Origin of the sequence: Vibrio sp. 1151_11 (assembly GCF_029478525.1) — a bacterium.
GTDB classification, from domain to species: domain Bacteria; phylum Pseudomonadota; class Gammaproteobacteria; order Enterobacterales; family Vibrionaceae; genus Vibrio; species Vibrio anguillarum.
On the sequence record NZ_SHMN01000024.1, the window covers coordinates 1 to 17376 of the forward strand.

At 44.7% G+C, this 17376-nt stretch carries 9 protein-coding genes, 1 tRNA gene and 1 riboswitch; of the genes, 5 read left to right on the forward strand and 5 right to left on the reverse strand.

What is annotated here, in order from left to right:
- Positions 1 to 15 precede the first annotated feature (15 nt).
- A tRNA-Asp gene (locus EXZ60_RS15425) sits at positions 16 to 92 on the forward strand.
- 537 nt (positions 93 to 629) lie between these two features.
- Here EXZ60_RS15425 and EXZ60_RS15430 read toward each other — a convergent pair.
- Positions 630 to 1910 carry a sodium:proton antiporter gene (locus EXZ60_RS15430; RefSeq protein WP_026027845.1) on the reverse strand — a complete coding sequence of 427 codons (1281 nt, stop codon included), beginning with the start codon at positions 1908 to 1910 and terminating at the stop codon, positions 630 to 632.
- A gap of 182 nt (positions 1911 to 2092) precedes the next feature.
- Here EXZ60_RS15430 and metH point away from each other — a divergent pair, with 182 nt between their 5' ends.
- The gene (metH, locus tag EXZ60_RS15435; RefSeq protein WP_277435922.1) at positions 2093 to 5770 is read left to right on the forward strand and encodes a methionine synthase; all 3678 of its coding nucleotides are present in this window, start codon (positions 2093 to 2095) and stop codon (positions 5768 to 5770) included.
- Positions 5771 to 5836: 66 nt separating this feature from the next.
- Here the strand turns inward: metH and lysC are convergent, their stop codons facing one another.
- The gene (lysC, locus tag EXZ60_RS15440; protein ID WP_017043419.1) at positions 5837 to 7189 is read right to left on the reverse strand and encodes a lysine-sensitive aspartokinase 3; all 1353 of its coding nucleotides are present in this window, start codon (positions 7187 to 7189) and stop codon (positions 5837 to 5839) included.
- A 109-nt stretch (positions 7190 to 7298) separates the two neighbouring features.
- A riboswitch (Lysine riboswitch) is annotated at positions 7299 to 7474 on the reverse strand.
- A gap of 183 nt (positions 7475 to 7657) precedes the next feature.
- Between lysC and EXZ60_RS15445 the strand changes: the two genes are divergently transcribed.
- The 3 genes from EXZ60_RS15445 to mgtE all read left to right on the forward strand — a co-directional run bounded on the left by EXZ60_RS15445 (position 7658) and on the right by mgtE (position 11568).
- A complete protein-coding gene (locus tag EXZ60_RS15445) occupies positions 7658 to 8779 on the forward strand; it encodes an alanine--glyoxylate aminotransferase family protein (protein WP_277435923.1) in 1122 nt (373 codons plus the stop codon).
- An 850-nt stretch (positions 8780 to 9629) separates the two neighbouring features.
- On the forward strand, positions 9630 to 10025 hold the full coding sequence (locus EXZ60_RS15450; RefSeq protein WP_017047127.1) for a hypothetical protein: 396 nt from the start codon (positions 9630 to 9632) through the stop codon (positions 10023 to 10025).
- A 166-nt stretch (positions 10026 to 10191) separates the two neighbouring features.
- Entirely contained in the window at positions 10192 to 11568 is a 1377-nt protein-coding gene (gene mgtE, locus EXZ60_RS15455) for a magnesium transporter (RefSeq protein ID WP_017043361.1), read from the forward strand.
- 114 nt (positions 11569 to 11682) lie between these two features.
- Here the strand turns inward: mgtE and EXZ60_RS15460 are convergent, their stop codons facing one another.
- The 3 genes from EXZ60_RS15460 to galU all read right to left on the reverse strand — a co-directional run bounded on the left by EXZ60_RS15460 (position 11683) and on the right by galU (position 17354).
- Positions 11683 to 13443, reverse strand: coding sequence for a PglL family O-oligosaccharyltransferase (locus tag EXZ60_RS15460; RefSeq protein ID WP_277435924.1), 1761 nt, complete (start codon positions 13441 to 13443; stop codon positions 11683 to 11685).
- Between the two features lie 67 nt (positions 13444 to 13510).
- A complete protein-coding gene (gene uvrA / locus EXZ60_RS15465) occupies positions 13511 to 16333 on the reverse strand; it encodes an excinuclease ABC subunit UvrA (RefSeq protein ID WP_277435937.1) in 2823 nt (940 codons plus the stop codon).
- A 151-nt stretch (positions 16334 to 16484) separates the two neighbouring features.
- A complete protein-coding gene (gene galU / locus EXZ60_RS15470; protein ID WP_013857894.1) occupies positions 16485 to 17354 on the reverse strand; it encodes a UTP--glucose-1-phosphate uridylyltransferase GalU in 870 nt (289 codons plus the stop codon).
- Positions 17355 to 17376 lie beyond the last annotated feature (22 nt).

The following is a 17376-nucleotide window of genomic DNA, read 5'->3' on the forward strand; positions in this document are numbered from 1 at the left end:
AACCAGACACGCTGCGGAGCGGTAGTTCAGTTGGTTAGAATACCGGCCTGTCACGCCGGGGGTCGCGGGTTCGAGTCCCGTCCGCTCCGCCACTTATTAAGAAGCCCTGCTAGTAATAGCAGGGCTTTTTTCGTTTTAGCAAAATAGCATTTTATTTTTTATCACTCTCAGTGCCGTCTTCTAAAAATCAATTCCACGCATACTTACATATTCACTCCTTGTAATCCGTAATACTCTGATTGGCTAGGGCTAGCTTACCAGTCCGTAGTTTTACTTGGCGCCCTTCTTCAATAATCATTGAACCTGTTTGTTCAAACTTGTTCGGCTGACTTTAAGCTATTGTGTGATTATTTGTGTACGTGAATGACTTTCTTTGGAGTCTGCAAGAGCCATCATCACACTTTCACTTGAATAGGGTTCGCCAGCTTTTTAAAATAAGTGTTACTAAAGCTATCCATAGTGATATTTCACCATAGCTCAACAGCCTTAATTAGATCATATTTTTTAAATTGGTATTACAGTAGATATAGAGAGAGGAGTAACAAAGTAAAGGTAGCAAAAACCGATGTTCTAGAACATCGGCTAGAGATAAAAATGGTTTGATCAGTCATCACTGACAGTTTTTCTATCTACATTGACGATTTTTCAGCTTGTTTTGCTTTGTCTATCAATGGGGTAATTGTTGAACCTTGAATAAGTATTGAGAACACCACGACAGCGTATGTCATAACAAGGATTATCTCTTTTACATCAATAAGCTTGTCTGGGATAACTAATATGCCGGATGGAATGGAAAGTGCCATTGCTAGTGCTAGCCCACCTCGTAGCCCTCCCCAAGTGAGTATCTTTATTGACCATGGGTTGTAGGAGCGGTAACGCTTGAAGCCGATGTAAGAGAAAAAAACGCTTAGATAGCGAGCAGATAAGACAAGAGGAATGGCGAAAGCCATCAATATCCAGTCCTCTTCATGGAATTTGAAGAGTAGCATCGACATACCGATAAGTAGAAAGAGCACACCATTCAAAAATTCGTCAACCAATTCCCAAAAGTGGTCAAGGTGTTCTTCACTTTCTTTTGAAAAGCCAATGAAGCGTGTCCAGTTGCCGATCATTATCCCTGATACAACCATAGCTAAAGGCCCGGAAACATGAATAACATCTGCAAAAACATAGCCAGCAGTCGGTATACCAATGGTTAAAAGCAGTTCCATTGAGTGATCATCGGTGGCGCTGATGAGGTAGTGGAATAATAGCCCAAGAGCTAGGCCATACAGGATGCCCCCCATTGCCTCTTGAATAAACAACATAGTTACACTACCTATGGTTGGTGCTTCTGTACCAAATGCAATAGTGAAAATAGTGACAAAGATAACCAAACCAAAACCATCATTAAAGAGCGATTCTCCCTCGATTTGGGTTGAAATACGTTTTGGTGCATTTAACTTTTTAACAATAGCTAATACGGCTATTGGGTCTGTTGGTGATATGAGTGCACCAAAGAGCAGACAGTAAACGAGATCGAAGTGAATACCGATAAATTGACAGAAGGCGTATAGCCCAAAACCGATGAAGAAGGTTGAAAATAGCGTTGCGCCTAGTGCAAGAACCGCGATTTCCCATTTCTGATCTTTTAGGTTGGGTAATTTGATGCCTAGGCCGCCAGCGAAAAGTAGAAAACCGAGTATTCCTTTGAGCAGAAAATTTTCAAAGTTAATACTGTTGACGGTTTCTGTCGCTATTTGAGTTAGATGAAACCAATCATTTTGACCTGCAACTAAGATCAATAATGACAACATCATCGATCCTGCTGTAATGGCGATAGTGGTTTGCATATTGCCTATCTTACTGTTTAGAAAGGCAATCAACATTGCTGCTCCTGATAGGAAGCATAAAGTGTAATAGACAGACATTGTTTTCTCGTCGTGTAACAAAATATGAATGAAATTCTCCTTGGATGATGTACAAATAGCAAACACTTTTTAGCCATGATTGCAGATGTATCAAACGATAATTAAAGTGAAGTTTAGACGTCTAGATTTCTAATGGTTATATGATAGGATGAGCGAATAACCAAAAGGAATGAGGCTGTACTGTGGGAAGAGAAGTTAGAAGTCAAATTGAAGCTCAATTGCAACAGAGAATATTATTGATTGATGGTGGCATGGGCACCATGATTCAGAGCTATAAATTGGAAGAGCAAGATTATCGTGGAGATCGTTTTGCCCATTGGCCAAGCGATCTGAAAGGAAATAATGACCTTCTCGTCTTGACGCAGCCTCAGTTAATCAAAGAAATTCATAGTGCTTACTTGGAAGCAGGTGCTGATATCCTAGAGACGAATACCTTCAACGCGACGAGCATCGCAATGGCCGACTACGATATGCAAGCCATTAGCGATGAGATCAATTTCGCTGCTGCAAAACTTGCACGCGAAGCTGCTGACGAATGGACGGCGAAAACGCCTGAGAAACCTCGTTATGTAGCAGGAGTGCTAGGGCCAACAAACCGCACTTGCTCGCTCTCCCCTGACGTGAATGACCCTGGTTTTCGAAATATCAGCTTTGAGCAATTAGTTGAAGCTTACTCAGAATCAACACGTGCTTTAATTCGTGGCGGCAGCGACTTAATTTTGATTGAAACTATTTTCGATACTTTAAATGCTAAAGCCTGTGCCTTTGCGGTGGATTGTGTGTTTGAAGAGTTGGGTTACAAACTGCCCGTGATGATCTCAGGGACAATCACCGATGCCTCTGGTCGAACGCTTTCTGGGCAAACAACCGAAGCCTTTTATAATGCACTGCGACACGTTGAGCCTATCTCATTTGGTTTGAACTGTGCACTCGGTCCGGATGAATTGCGCCAATACGTTGAAGAGCTATCACGTATTTCCGAATGTTATGTCTCGGCTCATCCCAATGCGGGGTTGCCTAACGCATTCGGTGAGTATGATCTTGAAGCCGATGAGATGGCGAAGCACATCGGGGAATGGGCGCGAGCAGGATTCTTGAACCTTGTTGGTGGCTGTTGTGGAACCACTCCTGAGCACATTAGACAAATGGCAAAAGTGGTCGAAGGTGTGAAACCAAGAGCGTTACCCGATATTCCAGTGGCTTGTCGTCTATCCGGTCTAGAGCCGCTGACGATTACCAAAGAGAGCTTATTCATCAACGTAGGTGAGCGAACTAACGTCACTGGTTCTGCGCGTTTTAAGCGTTTAATCAAAGATGAGCAGTATGATGAGGCGCTGCATGTTGCTCGAGAGCAGGTCGAAAACGGTGCACAAATCATCGATATCAATATGGATGAAGGGATGTTGGATGCGCAAGCTTGCATGGTCCGCTTTCTCAATTTATGCGCTTCTGAGCCGGATATTTCCAAAGTACCAATCATGGTTGATTCTTCTAAGTGGGAGGTAATTGAAGCAGGTCTCAAATGCATTCAAGGCAAAGGGATTGTGAACTCGATTTCCCTCAAGGAGGGGAAAGAGAAGTTTGTTGAACAAGCTAAACTCATTCGCCGCTATGGTGCTGCTGTGATCGTGATGGCGTTTGATGAAGTAGGCCAAGCGGATACCCGTGAGCGAAAACTTGAAATTTGTACCAAAGCTTATCGAATTTTGGTTGATGAGGTTGGTTTCCCTGCTGAAGATATCATTTTTGATCCGAATATTTTCGCGGTTGCGACTGGTATTGATGAGCATAATAATTATGCTGTGGACTTTATCGAAGCCGTGGCTGATATCAAACGTAATTTACCCCATGCGATGATTTCCGGCGGGGTTTCCAACGTCTCTTTCTCTTTTCGCGGTAACAACTATGTGCGTGAAGCGATCCATGCTGTATTCCTTTATCACTGTTTTAAAAACGGCATGGACATGGGCATCGTCAATGCCGGTCAGCTTGAGATTTACGATAACGTGCCTGAGAAACTGCGTGAAGCAGTCGAAGATATCATTCTCAATCGCCGCAGCGATGGCACTGAACGCTTACTGGATATTGCGGCTGAATACGCGAACAAAGGTGTCGGTAAGGAAGAGGATGCCAGTGCGCTGGAATGGCGTTCATGGCCAGTCGCAAAACGTTTAGAGCATGCGTTAGTCAAAGGTATCACCGAGTATATTGTTGAAGATACGGAAGAAGCTCGTCAAAATGCCACTCGCCCATTGGATGTGATCGAAGGGCCTCTCATGGATGGAATGAACGTGGTCGGCGACCTCTTTGGCGAAGGGAAAATGTTCCTGCCGCAAGTAGTGAAATCGGCGCGCGTTATGAAGCAAGCCGTTGCGCATTTAGAGCCCTACATCAACGCGCTTAAGCAAGCAGGTTCTAATAATGGCAAAATCCTTCTTGCCACAGTTAAAGGGGATGTACACGACATCGGCAAAAATATCGTTGGCGTCGTTTTGCAGTGTAATAACTACGAAATCATTGACCTCGGCGTTATGGTGCCATGCGAGCAGATCCTCAAAGTCGCGAAAGAACAGAATGTCGACATCATTGGGTTATCCGGCCTCATCACTCCCTCTTTAGATGAAATGGTGCACGTCGCCAAAGAAATGGAGCGACAAGGGTTTAAATTACCGCTTTTGATTGGCGGAGCAACCACCTCTAAAGCACATACCGCAGTTAAAATTGAGCAAAATTATCACCAGCCTGTTGTGTACGTGAACAATGCTTCGCGAGCAGTAGGCGTTTGTTCTTCGCTTCTTTCTGATGAGTTACGTCCTGCTTTTGTTGAAAAATTAAACCTCGATTATGAACGCACGCGTGATCAACATCACCGTAAAACCCCCCGAACTAAGCCTGTCTCAGTAGAAGTGGCAAGGGCAAATAAAGCGGTTATCGATTGGGATAACTATACGCCGCCAGTTCCGGCTAAATTGGGCGTACATGTGTTTGATGATTTTGATGTGGCTACCCTTCGTCGTTACATCGACTGGACACCATTTTTCATGACATGGTCATTGATGGGTAAATATCCAACGATTTTTGAACACGAAGAGGTGGGAGAGGAAGCGCAAAGTTTATTCCATGATGCTAATGCATTGCTTGATAGAGTTGAGCGAGAAGGGCTACTCAAGGCTCGCGGTATTTGCGCTTTATTCCCGGCCGCGAGTGTGGGGGATGATATCGAAGTGTATCGCGATGAATCGCGCACCGAGGTTGCTCATGTTCTGCATCACTTACGCCAACAAACTGAAAAGCCCAAAGGTTATAACTACTGCTTGTCCGATTACATTGCACCAAAAGAGAGTGGTAAACGAGATTGGATCGGCGCATTTGCCGTGACAGGCGGAATTGGTGAGCGAGAATTAGCAGACCAATATAAAGCGCAAGGCGATGACTACAACGCCATCATGATCCAAGCGGTAGCTGATCGTCTTGCTGAGGCTTTTGCGGAATATTTGCATCAGCAAGTTCGTAAAGAAATTTGGGGCTATGCTGCTGACGAAGAGTTATCGAACGATGATTTGATCCGTGAGAAATACCAAGGTATACGCCCAGCGCCGGGCTATCCTGCGTGTCCTGAGCATACGGAAAAAGGCACCTTGTGGGAGATGTTGCAGGTTGAGCAAACCATCGATATGTCTTTAACCACCAGTTACGCTATGTGGCCGGGTGCTTCGGTGTCAGGTTGGTACTTCTCGCATCCTGACTCTCGTTATTTTGCAATTGCACAAATTCAGCAAGATCAGATGCAAGATTACGCGCAACGTAAAGGCTGGAATGCGCAAGAAGCGGAAAAATGGCTTGGGCCGAATTTAGATTAAGTAATAAAAAACAGGTTGGCTAAGCCAACCTGTTTTTTATTCAGCGTGTTACTACTCAATGTGGTTTTATCGTTCAAACAAATCTTGATGAAGTTTCTGAATTGCCGCTTTAGAAACCGACTCGTGTAATAAAAAGCAGAGGTTGTGCGGGCTGGCACCATAGCAAATCATACGCAAATTGAAATCTTCTAAGGTGCTAAAAACTTGTTTTGCATAGCCTTTGCTTTCACTCATGTTATTGCCGATCAGCGCAACTAAACACAGATTATGTTCGACTTCAACTTTACACAGCTCTTCTAATTCTAAGCGCACCGCTTGAGGCAGTTCAGGCGCTCCACCTGAGGTATCGGTTTTATCTAATGTTAATGAGACGCTGATTTCAGAGGTGGTGATCAGATCCACCGAAATTTTGTGTTTGGCTAAAATTTCAAACACCTTCGAAAGAAAGCCGTATGCGTGAAACATGCTAGCGCTGCGTAGTGTAACCATGGTTTGATTGCAGCGTAGGGTTAAGGCTCTAAATAGAGGTGAGCTTTCCACACGTTTACGGATCCAAGTGCCGCCTTTTTCAGGCTCTTTTGAGGAGCCGACAAACACAGGGATATCGTGGCGAAGCGCGGGCAGCAACGTCGATGGATGCAAAATCTTAGCGCCAAAGTTTGCCATCTCCGATGCTTCGCTAAAGCTTATTTCCGCAATCGGAGCGGCTTTAGGCGCAATGCGAGGGTCGGTCGTATAAATCCCCGGCACATCAGTCCAAATTTCTAAGCCAGAAGCTTGTACCGCTTCGGCGATCAAGGCCGCAGAATAATCACTGCCGCCTCGGCCCAATGTGGTTGTATTCCCTTGTTCATCAGCGCCGATGAAACCTTGAGTTACCACTACGTGTTGCAGGCAAAGTGGTGTTAACTTCTCTTGGGCTAATTGCTGGATCTGCTCTAATTGCGGTTCCGCCCGACCGTAGTGGTCATCAGTACGCAGCACTTCTCGAATATCAAAACGGATCGCATCCATGCCACGTTCACGCAGTAATTGCGTCAGAATGAAGGTCGACATTAACTCGCCACAAGCAACTAAGTGATCGGTCAGCTTTTTACTCGCTTGAAAAGAGGCCGCTTCTGCGACACTGGCCACCATATCTAAAATTGAGTGTACTTCTTTTTCAACTTGTAGCGGGTCGGCAAGTTTATCAATAATCGCATGATGAATATCAGCTAACTGTTTGATAATACTTAAGCGTTGATTGGCATCTTGTACGCCATTGGCTAATTCAACCAATAAATTCGTCACGCCAGAGCAGGCACTGCTCACGACTAATTTGGTCTCTGGATTATTTTCGATCACAGCGGCACAAAGGCTCATTGCTTCAAAGTTAGCAACGCTTGTTCCGCCAAATTTGGCGACATTGAATGCGCTCACGGCATTTCTCCCACGACTTCCTGAAATAAAAATAGTGTTGGTGTACCAACGTCCAATGTTTGAAGAGAGTTTTTCTAGAGCAAATAAAGAGGTGTTTTTATGATTGGTTTACCTCAGAAGCTCTTCATCAGGGTTGCTGATGACAGTTGAAGGGATTCAGCCCATTCAACCGATAAACCAAATCCACAACCTTGGTTTATCTCGGCACTGCTCCCCATTAATGTTTTGTATTGGAGTTGAGGCTCCACAAAACATCTGCCTGGGCAGTGCTCCTCTTCTGCTAGATAGCTCATTCATTGAACGTTTTTGAACTGTTAATGTCAATCGCTAATTAAGTCCAAATGTAAAATAAAATTAACCAGAGTGTGACACTGGTTTGACCTCTAGACTTCGGTCGAATTGTTGCTTCAGCGGATTTGTTTTACTCTGGGTATTCTATTCGCATTTGGCCACAAGCAAGGAGCAACTATGTCCATTACCAGTTTTAACCCACCTCAGCGAATTTTGATGGGGCCAGGCCCGTCAGATATTTACCCCCAAGTATTACAAGCGCTGAGCAGGCCGACCGTTGGCCACTTAGATCCGCTTTTTATCCAGATGATGGATGAGCTAAAGCAGCTGCTTAAATACGCTTTTCAAACGGAAAATGAGTTTACCATCGCGGTTTCCGCGCCGGGCAGCGCTGGTATGGAGGCGTGCTTTGTCAACCTGATTGAGCCGGGAGATAAGGTCATCGTGTGTCGCAATGGCGTTTTTGGCGAGCGTATGCGCGAGAATGTAGTGCGCTGTGGCGGAGAGGCGGTGCTGGTGGATGATGAGTGGGGAGCCCCCGTTTCGCTCGATAAAGTCGAGCAAGCCATACAGGCTAACCCTGATGCTAAAATTCTCGCGTTTGTCCATGCAGAAACGTCAACTGGTGCATTGAGTGATGCGCAAGCATTAGGTTTGCTGGCTAAGCAAAACAACATGCTGAGTATTGTAGATGCGGTGACATCCTTAGGCGGCGTGCCACTTTATGTGGATCAATGGAAGCTTGATGCCGTCTATTCTGGGAGCCAAAAGTGCTTATCGTGCCCTCCGGGTTTATCGCCACTGACTTTTTCAGCGCAAGCGATTGAAAAAATTCAATCTCGCACAACCCCCGTTCAAAGCTGGTTTTTAGATCAAAGCTTAGTGCTTGGTTATTGGAGCGGTGTAGGCAAACGCAGTTATCACCACACTGCGCCAGTTAACAGTTTGTACGCATTGCATGAAGCCTTGCTGGTGTTGAGAAACGAAGGTCTAGAGCAGGCGTGGGCACGTCATCGTGTGATGCATGACAAATTAAAGCTGGGCCTAGAAAAATTAGGATTTGAATTTGTCGTTGCTGAAGATTGCCGTTTACCGCAATTGAATGCGATCTATATTCCAACAGGGGTTGATGAGGCTAAAGTGCGAGCGCATTTACTCAATCAATACAACTTGGAGATCGGCGCAGGTCTTGGCACTTTAGCGGGTAAAGCGTGGCGTATTGGTTTAATGGGGTATGGGGCGCGCAGTGAAAACGTGGCCTTATGCTTGCGGGCGTTAGAAGAGTCATTAGCAAATTAGTAAAAAAACACATAAGGGAGCATTTGCTCCTTTTTTAGTGGTGCTGATGCTGAACGTTGTTCGTCTCAGCATCAATCATAAAATTCATTTTTATTGTTAGCTCTTCCCTAGCGTGAGTGGAATACTCGTGATTAATGTCTTAAGATAAATTCTTCCGTTAATGGTTTGATTACTCCTATGAATATAAGTGGCATTTTGTGTATTTATAATAAATATACGATGACAAAGTTTGTGGCCTAAATATTAGAACAGGTTTGGATGCTACTTTGTATTGTCATGGTATTGTAAAAAATGAACATTGTTCTATTGTTTTGGTTGACCATTATTTTATCTGCGTTAGGATAACCGCGCTGAGAAAGCATACTTATTATTAACTTTTTAGAGGTGCAATAGAAACCTATGGACTCGTCGAGTAGTCGATTATCCAAGTGTGGTATTTTCTGGTTAGTAGAAAAGCCTACGTTTTGTTGCCAACTTTTCATTTAAAGCCTCGCTTTTGCTAAGTTGGTATTCATACTAACGAAGCTCCTTTTCTTGTTCTCTCCTGTCAATATCACACTCTTTTTATAGAGTATCGTGTTTGTTTAAGTCGATCATATGATTTATTCAATACAGCGTTTCTACTGGCTAGAGCGTGAATGCTTTTGAATTTCTTGCGTGTCATCTGTACACCGCTAGAATTTTCGCAAGTATACGGCTTCTCTATTTGACTGACTTTATCTTCTCCTAACTTGCTTGTTCAAGGCGGGGAATGCTTGAGCTTGATGGTATAAGCTTATTGCAGTTCAGTTACGTGGATTTTCTGCATAATTTGGTTTCTTTGCCTTGATAGTTTCAAGGAGATACAAAGATGGTTATGTACAATACATCATTAGCTATGGGCAACCGGCTACCTGCTGCTCACTCTATTCAAACCGAAATGGATAACAACTTTATTTGTGTAGGCGCATCGCTATCTGTAGAAGCGGTGATTGCGATTCTACGCTCATCGTCCTTAACCGATAAGCGCTTGAACCTTATCTTTATCTCTGGTGATGCAGGTGAATACTTAGGATTTGTTTATTTAAGCAAGGTGGTGGTATCACAGATGAATATCATCATGAAAGATATTATGCACAAAAGCGATATTGCCATATCGGCCTTAATGGATAAGGTTCAAGCTAGAAAGTTATTATTAGACAGTCATTTGCCTATGATTCCTATCATCGATAGTCGGAATCGAGTGATTGGCGCCTATTCTATATAATAAATATTAACAAACTTTAAAATAAGTCGCTCAACTTCACTAAATTAAATTTTAGTGAGATTCGAACAGTGTGCTTAAAATTTAAGTTATTCATTGAATACATTGATTATAAAAATAAGCTTTAAAATTATTATGTTTATTTTTAAAGTTAAATATCGGCTGAGATATGATAATGAAATTACAAAAAATAGCGTTAGAACTCGCTGCGATTAATTTTAATCGTGACCCATTAAACTTAAATCAATTAATGGAACAGTATCCCATCGCTGATATTGCTCAAGTCTTCGCTGAGCAGCTGGCTAATCAGACCCTGAGCGAAGAGGATGTCTTTGAGCTGGTGCAATTGATGCCAATCGCTCGTCAAGCGGCGCTATTGGGGTATTTTTCTGAGCCTATCAGAGAAAAAGTGGTGGAGAGAATGCCGCTCGAAGCGCTTGCGAAAGTGCTTCAAGTCATGCCCCATGATGAAAGGGCTGACTTATATGCTCACTTGGATGAGACGCGCCAACCGCCGCTACTTGCTCTACTGGATCAACAAGAGCGTCAAGATGTACAGCAGCTCGCAGCCTACCCTCAAGGCTCGGTCGGCTCTATCATGACGACAGATTATGCGACGTTAAACGCCGATGATGATGTGCCGCAGGCGATTGCGCGTTTACGTGAAATGGCCAACGAGAGGGAAACCATCTATCAAGCGTATGTGATTGATAAACAGAATCGCTTACTTGGTACACTTTCGCTTAAGGATTTAGTGCTGGCACAACCGACCTCGCTTGTCTCTGACATCATGACCAAAGAGACAGTGTTTGTTCGAGCTGATGAAGATCAAGAGTGTGCAGCGCAAGCCATCAGTAAATACGATTTACTTGCGGTGCCTGTTTTTGATGAGCAATTCCGTTTGGTCGGTATAGTGACTTATGACGATGCGATGGACGTGGCCGAGCAGCAAGCGGATATGGATTTTCATAAAGTCGCTGCGGTTGGTTTTACCGGTAACCTTAAAGAAGCCAGCGTATGGCTAATGTACAAGAAACGTGTGTTTTGGCTGGTGTTGTTAGTCTTTGGTAATCTTTTTTCTGGTGCCGGAATTGCGTACTTTGAGGAGACGATTCAAACCTATGTCGCCTTGGTCTTCTTCTTACCACTGTTGATTGATAGCGGCGGTAATGCAGGATCCCAGTCAGCAACGTTGATGGTTCGAGCCTTAGCCACTGGTGAAGTGGTGATGAAAGATTGGCTATCCATGTTGGTGCGAGAGTTAGGGATTGCGGCGTTATTAGGGGCAACAATGGCCATTGCTGTTTCTTTATTGGGTTTTTGGCGAGGCGGCAGTGATATCGCTTTTGTCGTTGCGGTAACGATGCAAATTGTGGTGATTATTGGTTGTATTGTTGGAATGCTCCTTCCGTTCATTCTGAATAAGTTTAAGCTCGATCCTGCGTCAGCCAGTGCTCCGTTGATCACGACCATTGCTGATTCTATCGGGGTGATCATCTATTTCAGCGTTGCTACCATGGTGTTGGATTTTCCACCAGTGACGTAAGCCACCCATCCTGCAGTGAGATCTACTGGTTGGAGTGTGAAATAAGCCCAACGGTCAAAAGCTTTCTCTATTTTTGGGAAAGCTTTTTTTATGAATAAGGCTCATATGATCGATTTAATCGGCAGACGAACGATCAGCCGAACTGGTTGGCGGGCTATACTGCACCTCACTGAAATCCATATTGGGGAACAAAAATGCGGCTTCGGAGCGAATTTGCTCGGCGCGGCTTTCGTCACCAATACCTTGGTAAGCCAAGATCAGATTATTGTAAAAAGCAGGACGCGGTTTATGTTTTATGATGGCCAATGACCAGTCGATGTATGGCGTAATCAATTTAGGATCTTGATTATACAGGCCAATGTTGAGGTAAGTGCTGTAGACATCCCAATCAAAACGGTCTTTCCAAACCACAGGGTTCGTCACCTTTTGTAGGATATCCGGGTTCTTGGGTTGAGATTTCTCAAATTGGGTAAGCACGTAATTACTGTGCAGTGCGCTGAGCATATAAAAGCCAGTCAAAATCGGCACTACTAAAGTCAATACTCGAAACAGGGATTTACTGATAAGGCCAAAAGGGGCCGAACGGTATTTAGCCACGCGTTGATCAACCCAAAAAAGCAGAATAATGAAGGTTATCCAATGAATGGCAGAATGGTAAAATGGGTATTCGAGTTGGCTGTGCAACACGATAGGGATGAAAAGGGCGAACATCGCAAGCCTGGTCCCTTTCTTGGCCGAATACATCCGCATGAGCACGAAAAGCATGGCCAGTGTGATCCCTAGCACAGGTAACAAACCGCCTTCAACCGCCCAGAATAGTAATTCATTATGAGGATGATCCATCGACGCCAACCCCGGTTGGTAGCTAGGGTTTAATTGGTGTTGCCTTGCGGTATAAAGCAAATATTCAGATTCAAACTTGCCATAGCCATAACCCGTGAAGGGTTTTTCTATGACCATATCGATGGTTTGAGGAAAGGTATAACGGCGAGGGCTCTCTAAATCAGCCTTATTCTCTAGAAAATCGCCCGTGCCTTGGGAATAGACAGCGACAAACCCTAAAGCAATACCCAATAGCGTCGCAGCGCTCCATCCCCAAAATCGTTTAGGCGTCGAAAATTTAAATAGGTAAGGCAGAACAAAAAGCGTGCCGAGTACTGCGCCAATCCAGCCAGTGCGCGAGGCTAATATCACCAGCAACGGTGTAGTGAGCAGTGGAGTGACATAAAGTAGACTCACTTCGCTAACATGCTGATTGTACTTTTTCGGTTGACGAGCCAGTAAATAGCCGGACATAACCAGCCCTGTCGCGAGAAAGCTCGCCATCACATTCGGTTGCTGAAAAATGCCGTAAGGGCGGTTGATGAGGGTGTTATAGCCAAAAATATTATCGGGTGAAAGCAAAAAGTATTGGTACAGACCAAATAGAGTTTCAATCAATACCGCGAGTACGATAAACCAGAGTAATCGCTGCTTATGTTTGTTACTAAAACGAAATTGTTGCAGTAATACAAAAAAAAGCAGCCCAGTCCATAGTCCTAACATTCGACTCAGCGACGACTCAATTTGAGCATTCGTATAAAGCAGCGGAATCGTCATGATGGTACAACTGATGAAAAGACCGATGGTCAGTTTGGAATAGCGTAACCTACGGTTAGATGCGAGTTGATACAGACCTAATGAGAGCGTAAAACTAAGGGCAAGCCAAGTGGTTGGATTAAAAGATAAAGCCAGACCTGAGCCACCAGGGTTGGGCATAAAAAAATGCATTGCCAGTAAATAGAGAATGCCAATCGAAAGCAAAAAGGGTTTGTTTAACGGGATGGCGGGTGTTTGTGCTTCAAGTTGTGTACCGCTTAGGTGCAATGTTGCCATAGGTCTCGCGTTCCAATTAAAAGAAACCAGCAACTACTTGCTGGTTTCTTTACTTTACCGTTTTTTTCTATTTCAACATAGGCTTAAGAAAGCGTGCTGTGTGTGAACCTTCGATCTGCGCCACATCTTCGGGCGTTCCTTGAGCAATAATTTCGCCGCCGCCTTGTCCACCTTCTGGCCCTAAGTCGATCACCCAGTCTGCGGTTTTAATCACATCTAAGTTGTGTTCAATCACCACCACGGTATTGCCGTGGTCGCGTAGGCGATGCAGTACGGTCAAGAGCTGTTGGATATCATGGAAGTGTAAGCCTGTCGTTGGCTCATCCAAAATGTACAAGGTTTTTCCTGTATCGCGTTTTGATAGTTCACGAGCCAGTTTGACGCGTTGAGCTTCGCCCCCTGACAATGTCGTCGCCGCTTGTCCGAGGCGTATGTAGGATAAACCCACGTCAATCAAAGTTTTGAGTTTGCGAGCGATCATCGGTACGGGCTCAAAAAAAGCGTAAGCATCTTCGACGGTCATCTCCAACACTTCATCAATCGCTTTGCCTTTGTAGCGGACTTCCAATGTTTCACGATTATAGCGTTTGCCCTTACACACATCGCATGGCACGTAAACATCGGGTAAAAAGTGCATTTCAACCTTAATCACACCATCACCTTGGCATGCTTCGCAGCGTCCACCGCGTACGTTAAAGCTAAAACGACCTGGTTTATAGCCTCGAGAGCGAGACTCTTGAGTGCCTGAGAATAGCTCACGGATCGGTGTGAAAATGCCCGTATAGGTGGCCGGGTTTGAGCGGGGAGTTCGGCCTATCGGGCTTTGGTCAATGTCGATGACCTTATCAAAATGCTCTAACCCTTTGATTTTTTGATATGGAGCAGGCGTTACTGTGGTGGCTCCATTTAAGGCCGTATGAGCAATTTTAAAAAAGGTATCATTAATTAAGGTTGATTTACCGGAGCCTGAAACTCCGGTTACGCAGCTAAATAAGCCAACAGGAATTGATAAATCAACCGTCTTGAGGTTGTTACCCGACGCGCCGATAAGCTCTACCGTTTTCTTGGGATCTCTCGGGGTACGCACGGTAGGAATCGCAATTTTTTTCGCGCCGCTCAGGTACTGTCCTGTGAGCGAATTAGGGTTGGAAATTATGTCATTCACATTCCCTTCTGCGACGACTTGTCCACCATGCACACCAGCGCCAGGGCCAATATCAATTACATGATCGGCCATACGAATCGCGTCTTCGTCATGCTCTACAACTAATACCGTGTTGCCTAGATCGCGCAAATGCGTGAGCGTTTTTAATAGCCGTTCGTTATCACGCTGGTGGAGCCCAATAGATGGCTCATCTAAGACGTACATTACCCCAACGAGTCCAGCGCCAATTTGGCTCGCTAAGCGAATCCGTTGTGCTTCGCCTCCTGACAGGGTTTCAGCACTCCGAGAAAGGTTGAGATAATTCAACCCAACGTTGACGAGGAAATGCAAACGGTCATTGATCTCTTTCATTACTTTTTCAGCAATTTGTGCTCGTTGGCCTTCTAAATCAAGAGATTGGAAAAATTGCAAGGCATCGGCAATGCTCAGTTCCACCACTTCCGGGAGTGCGGTGTCATTGATAAATACGTTGCGAGCTTCGATGCGTAAACGGGTGCCATTACAACTGGTACAAGGCTTAGTCGAGATGTATTTCACCAAATCTTCACGGACAGAGTTAGATTCTGTATCGCGATAACGCCGTTCAAGTGTATTGAGAATGCCTTCAAACGGATGGCGTTTAACCCGAATATCACCACGATCGTTAATGTAGTTAAACTCAATCTCAGTTTTCCCCGAGCCTTTCAAGATGATTTCCTGAACCTTTTTGGGCAGTTTGTTAAATGGGGTATGCAAATCAAAATCATAATGCGCAGCGAGTGACGTGAGCATCTGGAAGTAGTAGTAATTTTTCTGATCCCAGCCACGAATCGCTCCTTGCGCGAGGCTGAGTTGGCTATCTTGGATAACGCGTTCAGGGTCAAAATATTGTTGTACGCCTAAACCATCACAGGTGTGGCATGCGCCCGCTGGGTTATTAAATGAAAACAGCCGAGGCTCTAACTCCTGCATACTGTAGCCACAGTGTGGACAAGCAAAATTGGCTGAGAATACAATCTGTTCGCCTTCACCATCCATATCAGTAACCACAGCAATACCGCCTGACAACTCGAGCGCTGTCTCAAAGGATTCGGCTAGGCGCTGCTGTAGGTCAGGACGAACTTTAAAGCGATCAACCACCACTTCAATGGTGTGCTTTTTGTGCAGCTCAAGGGTTGGTGGATCAGTCAGATCGCACGTTTCACCATCAATGCGGGCACGGATAAAACCTTGCGCGGCTAAGTTTTCCAGCGTTTTAACGTGTTCACCTTTGCGCTCTTTCACAATCGGTGCAAGCAGCATCAGTTTTGAGCCTTCAGCTAATTCCAACACCTTATCAACCATTTGGCTGATGGTTTGAGCGCGAAGTGGAACTTTGTGCTCAGGGCAGCGCGGCTCACCGACTCGCGCATAAAGCAGACGCAAGTAGTCATAAACTTCGGTAATGGTGCCAACCGTAGAACGAGGGTTATGCGAGGTTGATTTTTGTTCAATAGAGATAGCCGGTGAAAGACCTTCAATATGGTCAACATCCGGTTTTTCCATCAAAGATAAAAATTGGCGTGCATAGGCAGACAGCGATTCAACATAGCGGCGTTGGCCCTCTGCGTAGAGTGTATCAAAGGCGAGAGACGACTTCCCTGAGCCTGATAGCCCTGTAATCACCGTTAATTTATCGCGTGGAATGGTCAGGTTGATATTTTTCAGGTTGTGGGTTCGAGCGCCCCTAACTTCAATTTTGTCCATCATCTAGGCTCTATGTAACACAAGTTAAGCAAGTATTGCATAGTGTGAGTTTTGTGCAAATAGATACTGGATAAAAAAACAGTAAATAAAAACCACGGAACTTGCCGTGGTTTTATTGGGGAGGTGCTAGGTTACTAACGCATTCGGTTACTTAAGCTTTATGAGTCGAATGTTTATCCAACGCGACTTTTTGTTCGTTCTTTTTGTACATGTTTTCAAAGCAGTAGTTAGTGGCTTCGATATAGCCTTCTACGCTACCACAGTCAAAGCGTTGGCCTTTGAATTTATACGCCAATACACAGCCTGATTGCGCTTGTTTGAGTAGCGCGTCGGTAATTTGAATTTCGCCACCTTTACCCGGCTCTGTTTGCTCAATCAGATCAAAAATATCTGGGGTTAAAATGTAGCGACCAATGATGGCTAAATTGCTTGGTGCGGTGCCTGGTTCTGGTTTTTCAACCATGTCATCCACTCGGAACAGATCGTCTTTGATCATTTCACCGGAAATAACACCGTATTTATGTGTTTCATTTTCAGGCACTTCTTGAACGGCAACAATTGAGCAGCGGAACTGTTTATACAGAGCGACCATTTGTGCCAAAACCCCTTTTTCTTGATTGACACATAAGTCATCGGCCAGCACCACCGCAAAAGGTTCATCGCCGACTAACTCTCGACCCGTTAAAATCGCATGGCCTAAACCTTTCATTTCACGTTGGCGAATGTAGGTGAAGTTGGCGGTATCAATGATTTCACGAATATCAACCAGTAGCTCTTCTTTGTTGGTACCACTAATTTGATGCTCTAGCTCATAGTTTTTATCGAAGTGATCCATGATCGAGTGTTTTCCACGCCCAGTCACAATACACATCCCGGTCATTCCAGCTTGAATCGCCTCTTCAACACCATATTCGATCAAGGGTTTATTGACGACTGGCATCATCTCTTTAGGCATTGATTTGGTCGCTGGAAGAAAACGTGTACCGTAGCCAGCGGCTGGGAATAGGCATTTTTTGATCATGCTATAACCTTATTTTTATTTG

Bases quoted from the DNA above. Each gene is read 5' to 3' on its own strand.
- EXZ60_RS15430 (WP_026027845.1), bottom strand. From the start codon at position 1,910: ATGTCTGTCTATTACACTTTATGCTTCCTATCAGGAGCAGCAATGTTG.
- EXZ60_RS15445 (WP_277435923.1), top strand. From the start codon at position 7,658: ATGTCCATTACCAGTTTTAACCCACCTCAGCGAATTTTGATGGGGCCA.
- EXZ60_RS15450 (WP_017047127.1), top strand. From the start codon at position 9,630: ATGGTTATGTACAATACATCATTAGCTATGGGCAACCGGCTACCTGCT.
- mgtE (WP_017043361.1), top strand. From the start codon at position 10,192: ATGATAATGAAATTACAAAAAATAGCGTTAGAACTCGCTGCGATTAAT.
- EXZ60_RS15460 (WP_277435924.1), bottom strand. From the start codon at position 13,443: ATGGCAACATTGCACCTAAGCGGTACACAACTTGAAGCACAAACACCC.
- uvrA (WP_277435937.1), bottom strand. From the start codon at position 16,333: ATGGACAAAATTGAAGTTAGGGGCGCTCGAACCCACAACCTGAAAAAT.
- galU (WP_013857894.1), bottom strand. From the start codon at position 17,354: ATGATCAAAAAATGCCTATTCCCAGCCGCTGGCTACGGTACACGTTTT.